This window comes from Deinococcus sp. KSM4-11, from assembly GCF_004801415.1.
In the GTDB taxonomy this organism is placed as follows: Bacteria; Deinococcota; Deinococci; order Deinococcales; family Deinococcaceae; genus Deinococcus.
This window is the reverse complement of the sequence record NZ_SSNX01000004.1, coordinates 360660-369489: the sequence shown is the minus strand read 5'-3', so window position 1 is coordinate 369489 and position 8830 is coordinate 360660. Positions and strand designations below refer to the sequence as shown.

Below are 8830 nucleotides of genomic sequence, written 5' to 3'. Positions count from 1 at the left end.
CGGGGACGGAAGCCGCCACCCTGACCGCCACGGTCGCCACCGCCCTGGTACCCACCACGGTCTTCGCGGGGACGGAAGCCGCCGCCCTGACCGCCACGGTCTTCACGCGGACGGAAGCCGCCGCTCTGACCGCCACGGTCGCCGCTGGGACGGGCGCCGCCCTGGCCCTGCGATTCGCGCAGTTCGCGCATTTCACGGCGCAGGCCGCGGATTTCCTTGCCCTGCGCTTCCAGCATTTCCTTGAGTTCGGCCAGCAGGCCCAGCAGGTCGTCGGCGTCGATGTACTCGTCCTCGCCCTCTTCGTCGTCCGCCCCGGCATCCCCGGCGGCGCTCAGGCCCTCAGTGCCGACCTCGGCCTGGGCTTCCTGTTCATCCAGCACGGCGTCCTCGTCGGGTTCGCCCTGAAGCTGGGGAATGATCTCGCGCAGTTCTTCCGGCGTCTGCTCGGCCTGGCGCGTGTCGTCGTTCTGGGTCATCTGATGTGCTCCTTTGCTCCGCTCGGCCGTCCCCGCAGGGCCACGGCACGCGGGCGTGCCCCGGAGTCTACCACTCCCACCATTTGTGGCCTCTGTTCCGCACGGCGTTGCACCCCCGGTTAAGGAAGCGTCAGGAACCGCCCGTATACTCGCGGTATGAAGCGCGCCGTCCTGGCCACCCTGACCGTGTTCACGCTCGGCACTGCCGGTGCCCAGACGCGCACCGTCACCATCGGGCTCGGGTACTTCCCGAACGTGCAGTTCACGCCGTTCTACGTGGCCGACAAACTCGGGTACTTCGCCGCCGAGGGCCTGAGCGTGCACTATCAGCACGGGTTCATCAACGAACTCATGCCGCTGCTGCTTCAGGGCAAGCTGGACTTCGTGGTCGGCGACCCCGAGGACGCCATCTTCGCGAAGAACCAGGGTGCGGACGTGAAGTACGTGATGACCATGTACCAGAAAAATCCTGTCACGGTGTTCAGCCTCAGTCCCCTGGCCAGCGTCGCCGCCCTGAAAGGCAAGACCATCGGCATTCCCGGCCCCTTCGGCAGTTCGTACAACGCCCTCCAGGCGCTGCTGGACGACGCAAACCTCAAGGACGGCCAGGATCTGAAGCTCGCCACTGTCGGCTTCACGCAGGTGGATGCCGTGCGCGCCGGACGGGTAGACGCTGCCGTCGGATTCATCAACAACGACGTCCTGAATCTCGCCAAGGCCAGCGGGAAGAAGGTGTACACCCTGGACATCAGCGGCGCGTACCCCATGGTCGGCTCCGGCCTGATCGGCAGCGCGAAAAGCCTGACGGGCGACCTCGCCAGCAAGGTCGTGCGCGCCAGCCAGCGCGGGCTGAAATTCACCATCGCCGATCCTGCCCGCGCCTTCAAGCTCGCGCAGCCCGTGTTTGGCACGCAGGGCGGCACCCTGGACGTCCTGAAGGCCAGCACCCCACTCATGACCAGCACCTGGACACAGCAAAACGGCATCGGCTCCAGCAGTCCCGCCGCGTGGACGAAAGCCGTGGCCGCCCTGATCAAGCAGGGCAGCCTCCCGGCCAGCGCCAAAGCCACCGACTACTACACCAACGGCTACGTGAGCAAAACGCTGAAGTAAGCCCACGGGTGAGCGACGGGGCGAACACTTCCTCGTGTTCGCCCCGCGCCCTTCACTTCGTGTGCAGCAGCGTGTTCGTGATTTTCAGTGATTCCCCACTCCGCGCCTGCCCCTGCATCACCTCAATGCCGTAGTACACGGTGCCCTCCTTGACGGCCGCCGTGATCGCCGACCCGCTGAGCGAGAACGGTACCCCTACGTCCGGCCTCAGGGTCATGCTGCCCACCCTCTGCCCGGCTTCGCTTCCCACGTCGCACGTCACCATGCCCGGTTGCTCGCGCATGCAGCTTCCCGGCAGGTTCTCCAGGCTAGTGCGTGCGTACACGTTCACCTTCTCAAGGGTTCCACCGGCCCGGTGGTAGGTCACGTCCCCGGACACACGGTAGCCCACGGGCAATTCCGGCCTACCCGCCGTGTGGGCCGCCACGACATCCTGGTACAACACCTTCCCCGAAGAGCCGGCGCTGTCATGCAGCGGCAGGGTCATGTCGTCCATGGACTGCGGTGGGCTGAGCCGCGCCAGTTGCCCACACGCCCCCAGCGCGACCATGACCGCCACAGCCGCACCCATCCGAATGATCGTTCCCTTCATCTCATTCCTCCTATCTTGAGAAGCATGCGGCGGAACGAAGCTCCCCAAGAGCACCGCCCCACGTGAGGTTCACTGCCCGTTGACCACGTCGTCCGGCGTGTTGCCCGTTACGGTGCCGCCGGTCTGGGCGTAGGTGGCGCCCTTGATGTTGAACACGCCCCCACCCGCACTGGCCGAGTTGCCGGTCACGCTGCCGGTCTGCACCGTCAGGACTCCGCCGTTGAAGAAGCCGCCGCCCACGTTGCCGTCCGCATGGTTGCTGCTGACGGTTCCACCTGACAGGACGAAGGTGGCAGCAGGGGAAGTCTGGAAAGCGCCGCCGGTCTCCACGCCGCCCCCATACCACGCGGTGTTGTTGCTGATCGTGCCGCCACTGGCCGTCAGGCTGCTGCCCGCATACATACGCACGCCGCCGCCACCGCCGCCCAGATCCTGACCGCTGGTGCGGTTGGTCACGGTGTTCCCAGTGATGCTTCCGCCAGTCATGACCATCTGGCCGCCCAGGGTGACGCCCCCGCCGGTCTTCACAGCCGTATTTCCGCTGATCTTTCCGCCGGCCAGCGTAAAGGCCGAACTTCCAGACACCCGGACGCCCCCGCCGCCATCCGTGGTGCCAGTCACTTTATTTCCGTTGATGCTGCCGCCGTCCATGGTCAGGCGGCTCGCGCCGGTGACGTATACGCCGCCCCCGGCATTCGTGGCCGTGTTCCCACTGATCCGCGCCGTGCCGCCAATGTGATTGGCCCCGTCGCTGAGCAGGATCAAGCCCCCCCCATTCACGGTGGCCGTGTTGTCCTCGATGACGCCGCCGGTCAGGTTCAGGTCGTGCCACGTATCGATGCCGCCGCCGTACATGCTGCTGTTGCCGTAGATCGTGCCGCCGCTGATGGTGGACTTGGCGTACAGCCACAGACCACCGCCGCCATTGTCTGCGGTGCCCGTGGTGGTGTTCCCTTCCACGCTGCCGCCGGACAGGATGAATGTCGGAAAATAGACGGTGGCGCACTCGGCATCGGTGCAGGTGCCTGCAATGGCCACACCCCCTCCGTAGTACGAGGCGGTGTTGTTCGACACGCTGCCGCCCGTGATTCCCAGGTCACCCGTGGTGAAGATGCCGCCGCCCCCACAGCCGCTGGCGTCGGCGCTGGTCGTGCCGGTGAACGGGAGGGTGCAGGTGTTACCATCGACTCTGCCGCCACTGATCGTGATGCTGCTGCCCACGCCGCCCCGAATACCGCCGCCGGAGTAGGTGGCGCTGTTGCCGCTGACGTTCCCGCCCGCCATGGTCATCGTGCCCTTGGTGAAGATCCCGCCGCCGAGGCCCTGGCTGATAGTGTCGTCGTTCGGGTCGATCAGGTCGGCCGTGTTTCCCGTGACGTTGGTGGTGCCCTTCAGGGTCAGGGTGGCTCCGGCGTCGTTGTAGATCCCGCCGCCGAGGTTCGCCTTGCCGCCCGTGACGGTCACGCCATCCAGGGTGAGGACACCGTGGTTGATCAGCACGCCGCCGACGGTGGGCGTGGCCGCCTGCGCACTGATGCGAGTGGCGCGGTCGGTGTGGCGGACATGCATCTGGGCTGGCATGAAGCGTTCGCCCACGCTGGCGGCGTTCAGGCTGGCTGGGAGCACCGCGCCCACGCCCCCTTTCAACGTGCCGCCCCTGACGGTCACGGCGGCGTCCTGGGTGACCTCCAGTGCGCGGCCCTTGCCGGCGGCGTCGATGGTGACGCCCGTAGCGATGATGGTCACGTTCTTGTCGGCGACCAGGGGACTGTCCAGGGTCAGGGTGCCGGCTTGCGTGAGGCGCAGGGTGGCGCCGGGAGCAGCCGCAGCAATGGCTTCGCGCAGGCTCCCGGCGCCGCTGTCGGCCAGCGTGGTGACTGGGGTGCCGGGTGGCGTGCTGCCGCCTCCACACGAGGCGAGCACCAGGGTGAGCGTGAGCAGGGCCAGCGGAGTTGTGGTGCGGTCGGGGGCGGTGCGTGCGTTCATGGTGTCCCTCCAGGCCCCCAGAACAGGCGGGCGGAGGGAGTGAGGCCCGCCCGCATCCGGAGGTGAGGGCATGGTCGTCAGGGCACAGTGACCGGTTCGTGACCACTGTGTGACCCGGTCAGGGGGTCAGTGGCGGCGCAGGGTGGCGGCCTGTTCGCGGGCGACGTCGGCCAGGAAGTGGTTGCCGCAGCCGTCCTCGATGAGGGCCAGCTCGTCGAAGGTCACGGCCAGGTGACTGGCCTGATCCGGCAGGTTGGGGTATTGCTGCGCGACCGTCAACCAGTGCCGGGCCTGGTCGTAGTGGCCGAGCAGGCGGAAGGCGCGGAGGACCAGCACGGCCGAGACCGCCTGGGACACGGGCTGGCGGGTGAGGGTGGCGGTGGTGCTGGCGCGCATGGCCCAGTCGAGGGCGCGTTCCAGGTTGGCGCGGCGGGACATGGGGGGGCTGCCGTCGGCAATGTTCAGGTACATCAGCGCGAGGTTGCTGCGGGCGGCGTACACGCCGTACCACCACTGTGCCGTCTGCGCGGCTTCGTGGGCGACGCGCTGGTGGTGGATGGCCTGTTCGAGTTTTCCGGTGCGGCGCAGGAACAGCCCGTAATTGATGTGGTACTGGCAGAATTCCACGCCGTCCTCGGGGACGAGCAGGTTGCGCAGGTCGTCGAAGTGGGGTTTGGCCGCGGCGTAGTCGCTGCTGAGGGTCGAGTGGCGGGCCAGGCGGATGAGGATGCGGGCGCGGTTCAGTCGGTTCAGGCCGGGCTGTTGCAGCAGGCCGTGCAGGGTGGGCACCTGGACGACCGTGCCGTCCCGGCCCTGCTGTTCGTCGAGGCACATTGTGATCAGCGTTTCGGTGTGGGCCCGCTCATTGATGTCGAGCGTGCGGGCGCGCAGTTCCAGCAGGCGGCTCTGGGCCTGGTCGACCAGGCCGGCGTACAGCAGCAGGGTGCATTCGCTGAGTTCCATGCTGATGGCGTTGCGCTGGGCACGCAGGATGCGCAGGTGGTCGGCGATGACCGGCCGGCTGGGGTCGAAGTGCAGTTGCCGGTGCGGGTCGAGGTTGAGGGTGAAGAGTTTGCTGGCCTGTCGGGCGGGGCTGTGGGTGATTCGGCGGCCGAAGAAGCGTTCCTCCTGGGTGTTCGTGAAGCGCCACATGTCGCGCCCGGCGATGTGGGGGCTCAGGCGGCTCCAGGGGTGGTGGTCGCAGATCTCGTCGGTACTGACGTGACGGTCGCTGTGGACGGCGAGGAGGCTGTAGAACACGACCCATTTGTGGGAGAGGGCCACCGGCTGGCCCTGCCAGCGGACGGCACAGACGTCCTTGTGCAGGCCGATGGTGAGGGGGCCAGGGAGAATACCGGAGTTGAGGCTGGTCTGCATGTGGTTCGGCCCCCAGGGCATTGGAAATGACTTTAGATCAAGACGTGACGTGTTCAGGGATGCCCGATAATTTCATATTCCCCACATACACGGAGTAACAGGTGGTAACAAACAGGAACACCCCGGTGAACGCGTGACGATGGCCTCCGGCTTCCCCTCAGGAACGCTGGTAAGCGTGATGGCCTAGGTCGTCAGATCCTTGTCCGCCTGCTACGCTGGCTCCATCACCGAAAAGGAGGTGCCGCCTATGACCAACTTCGAACGCAACCCCCGGACGACCACGACCCGAGGTTCTCTCCCCACACACTGGAGTGATTTTGCCGATTCAAGTTCACAGGCCGCGCCGGCCTTCCGGAACACCACCACGCCCTGAACGACCGGGGCGCCCATGAGTGCGCGCTGGCTCGATGACGAGCTGGGCGAGCAACGTATTCGCCGCAAACGCGACCGCCCCCAGGGCCGCCGCAGGATCGACGACCTCGGCGCGCCGAACGAGGAAGACATCGCCGACGAGATCGTCCGCCGCCTCGTCGGCCGGGGCCTGATCAGCGAGGTCGTCGCGGAACTCAAGAGCGGCAAGGAAGCCACCGCCTACGTCGCCCGGAGTCCGCACGGCACCGCCCTGCTCAAGATCTACCGCGACCTGGACGCCCGCAGTTTCAAGAACGACGCGGTGTACCGCGAAGGAGAGGTCATCCTCGACCAGCGCGCCAAACGCGCCATGCAGGCCCGCAGCCGCACCGGCCTGCAGATGCTCCAGCAGGGCTGGGTCATGGCCGAGTACGCGCACCTGTGGGAGCTGTGGCGCGCGGGCCTGAACGTCCCCGAACCGCTGGCCGGCCCCCGCCCCGACGACTACGCCGAGACCGTTCCCGCCGTCCTGATGCGCCTGATCGGCACCGAGGACGAGGTCGCCCCCCGGCTGAGCGACGCCGCCCTCACCCCGCAGCAGGCCGCCAGCGCCTGGGAGCAGAGCATTACCGGCCTGAGCCAGCTGCTGAAACTCGGGTACGTGCACGGCGACTACAGCACCTACAACCTGCTGTGGTGGGAGAACACAGTGAGCATCATCGACGTCCCACAACTCGTGACCCGGCAGAACCCGAACTTTCGTGACCTGCTCGCCCGTGACGTGCAGAGCCTCGTGACGTCGTTCCGTCGACACGGCATTCACGCCGACCCGGAACAGGTGTTGCGTGACGTGCAGCGCCGCTCCAGCGGGCCGGCCCCGGAACCTCGCCTGGTGCTGCCGTGAACGTCCCCCCACACCAGCCGCATGCAGGGCAACCTTGAAGGCTCAGGATACCTACGACTATTTGCGTCGCGCCCGCCGTGACCTGTGGGCCACGCTGGAAGCGACGCCCGACGAGGTGCTGGCCCGGCCAGTGCTGCCGGGCCAGCGCTTTCACAGCATCAAGGATCTGGTGCTGCACATTCCCATGGTCGAGGATTCCTGGCTGCACGAGGACATCCTCCGGGACACGCCCGTGTGGGAGAACGTGCCCGCCCTGGTGGATGCGAAGGACGGCCCACACTACGCGGCCTTCCCGCTGGCCACCCTGCTGGACTACTGGCGGCAGGTCGAGGCGAGCACCCTGGACTACCTCGTCACCCTGACCCCGGAGGAGGAAGCGCGGCTGGTCACTGTGCCCGGCTCCAGGGGCGAGGAGCGCTTCACGGTGCACGGGCTGCTGTGGCACGTCATGGTGCACGAGATGAGGCATACCGCGCAGATCAGCGTGCTGCTGCGGCAGCAGGGCGTGACTCCACCGTTCCTGGATCTGCTGAACTACCTGCCGACGGTCTGATCCTCGGCGGACTCACCGGCGGCGGAATCATTCCAGTCCGGCATGACAGGCCGCAGCGTCCACACCTCGCCCGTGACAGCACCGTCCAGCGTGAGCCGATGGATGGGGCTGCCCGGCAGGAGCAGATCGGTCACGCTGATCTGCCCGCCGTACGCAAACACCTCGATGGAGCAGGCGTCGAGGATGACGCGCAGATCGAGGTCGCTGGAGTGCGTGGGCAGCGGCACCGTGTGCGTGCCCGCGAACCCGGCCACACCGGCCGGGCCGGGCCGGGTCAGGGTGAGCTGCCCGCCGTCCACGCCCAGACGGGCCTCCATGCCCTGTGCAGAGGTGAAGGTCAGTGTGAGGCTGGAGCCGAAGGGCACGCTCAGGGTCAGGTCGAGGGGCTGGCCGGGCGTGACCTCGACCTCCTGCCCGTGGCCGTGAAGGGCGGTGGACTCGCCACGCAGGGCGTCCAGTTCCTGCACGGGCGTCTGCGTGAGCGCCCAGCCCGACCCGTCCGGCACCAGCCCCAGGTCGCGCGGGAGGGTCATCGCGCCGCGCCACGGGTGGGTGGGCAGCTGGGTGGCGTAGTCCCAGGAGTTCATCCACGCGAGCCACACGCATCGCCCCGACTGCGGCAGGTCGCTGTACGTAACCGCCGCGTAGAAGTCCTTGCCCCAGTCCGCCCAGCGGGCCTGCTGGGTGGGCGTGAACGCCCGGCCGTCGAAGTCGCCCACCCAGTACTGCGCGCCCGTGCCGCCCTGCGGGGCGCCCGCGAACACGTCCACCTTCATCACCCAGCGCTCGCGCCCGGTCTGATCCATGAGTGGAAACAGATCCGGCACCTCCCAGATGCCGTCCACGCCGCCCGCCGGGCCGAAGGTGCTGAGCGTCTGCCACCCGTGCAGGTCTGGCGATCCGTAGACGCCGATCTGCCGCTCGACAGGGTGCACGACCACGCTGATCCACTGCGCGCTCGGCGCATGCCAGAAGGTCTTCGGATCGCGGAAATCCTGCTTGCCCTCGTCCAGCACAGGCTCGGGGGTGGCGAAGGCCCAGGTCGTCCCCCCATCGCGGCTGACCGCGAGGTACTGCGCCTGGTGATGATCCCCGGCCCCCGTGTACATGGCGACCACGGGCGGGTGCGGATCGCCCGGCTGGCCCAGGCCGCTGGTGCCCTGCCAGTCCACGACCGCGCTCCCGGAATACACGTCGTGCCCTTCCCGCCACGGCAGGGCCACGTCGTGCTCCGTCCAGGTCAACAGATCCGGGCTGGTCGCGTGGCCCCAGCTCATATACCCGTGGTCGTTCGCGCGGGGATTGAACTGGTAATACAGGTGATACCGGCCACCCGCGTACACCAGACCGTTCGGGTCGTTGAGCCAGTGCTGACGGGCAGTGAAGTGAATCCGGGGTCGGAGGGCGCTCACGCCTCCATGATGCCCGGTCTCCGACCCGTGCAGCCCAGGTGGGCGCCGAGCCGTGCATGATAACCA

7 protein-coding genes and 1 pseudogene are annotated in these 8830 nt (G+C 67.6%); 3 read left to right on the top strand and 5 right to left on the bottom strand.

The features are described from left to right. A pseudogene (locus E7T09_RS14025) lies at window positions 1-476 on the bottom strand (hypothetical protein); the annotation flags it as partial. A 156-nt stretch (window positions 477-632) separates the two neighbouring features. Between E7T09_RS14025 and E7T09_RS14020 the strand changes: the two are divergent. After that, window positions 633-1589 (top strand): ABC transporter substrate-binding protein, encoded by a 957-nt coding sequence (locus E7T09_RS14020; RefSeq protein ID WP_136389799.1) that lies wholly within the window; start codon window positions 633-635, stop codon window positions 1587-1589. 52 nt (window positions 1590-1641) lie between these two features. Here E7T09_RS14020 and E7T09_RS14015 read toward each other — a convergent pair whose 3' ends face one another. From E7T09_RS14015 to E7T09_RS14005, 3 genes are all read right to left on the bottom strand, one after another. Beyond that, the gene (locus E7T09_RS14015) at window positions 1642-2181 is read right to left on the bottom strand and encodes a hypothetical protein (RefSeq protein ID WP_136389798.1); all 540 of its coding nucleotides are present in this window, start codon (window positions 2179-2181) and stop codon (window positions 1642-1644) included. A gap of 69 nt (window positions 2182-2250) precedes the next feature. Then, on the bottom strand, window positions 2251-4167 hold the full coding sequence (locus E7T09_RS14010; RefSeq protein WP_136389797.1) for a hypothetical protein: 1917 nt from the start codon (window positions 4165-4167) through the stop codon (window positions 2251-2253). A gap of 126 nt (window positions 4168-4293) precedes the next feature. Continuing rightward, the gene (locus E7T09_RS14005; RefSeq protein ID WP_136389796.1) at window positions 4294-5544 is read right to left on the bottom strand and encodes a hypothetical protein; all 1251 of its coding nucleotides are present in this window, start codon (window positions 5542-5544) and stop codon (window positions 4294-4296) included. 388 nt (window positions 5545-5932) lie between these two features. Between E7T09_RS14005 and E7T09_RS14000 the strand changes: the two genes are divergently transcribed. Both E7T09_RS14000 and E7T09_RS13995 read left to right on the top strand, forming a co-directional pair. Next, window positions 5933-6799 (top strand): RIO1 family regulatory kinase/ATPase, encoded by an 867-nt coding sequence (locus E7T09_RS14000; protein WP_136389795.1) that lies wholly within the window; start codon window positions 5933-5935, stop codon window positions 6797-6799. Between the two features lie 34 nt (window positions 6800-6833). Next, entirely contained in the window at window positions 6834-7352 is a 519-nt protein-coding gene (locus tag E7T09_RS13995; protein WP_136389794.1) for a DinB family protein, read from the top strand. Here the strand turns inward: E7T09_RS13995 and E7T09_RS13990 are convergent. Further along, window positions 7334-8764 (bottom strand): glycoside hydrolase family 32 protein, encoded by a 1431-nt coding sequence (locus E7T09_RS13990; protein ID WP_240741793.1) that lies wholly within the window; start codon window positions 8762-8764, stop codon window positions 7334-7336. The two genes, E7T09_RS13995 and E7T09_RS13990, sit on opposite strands and share 19 nt — an antisense overlap. Window positions 8765-8830 lie beyond the last annotated feature (66 nt).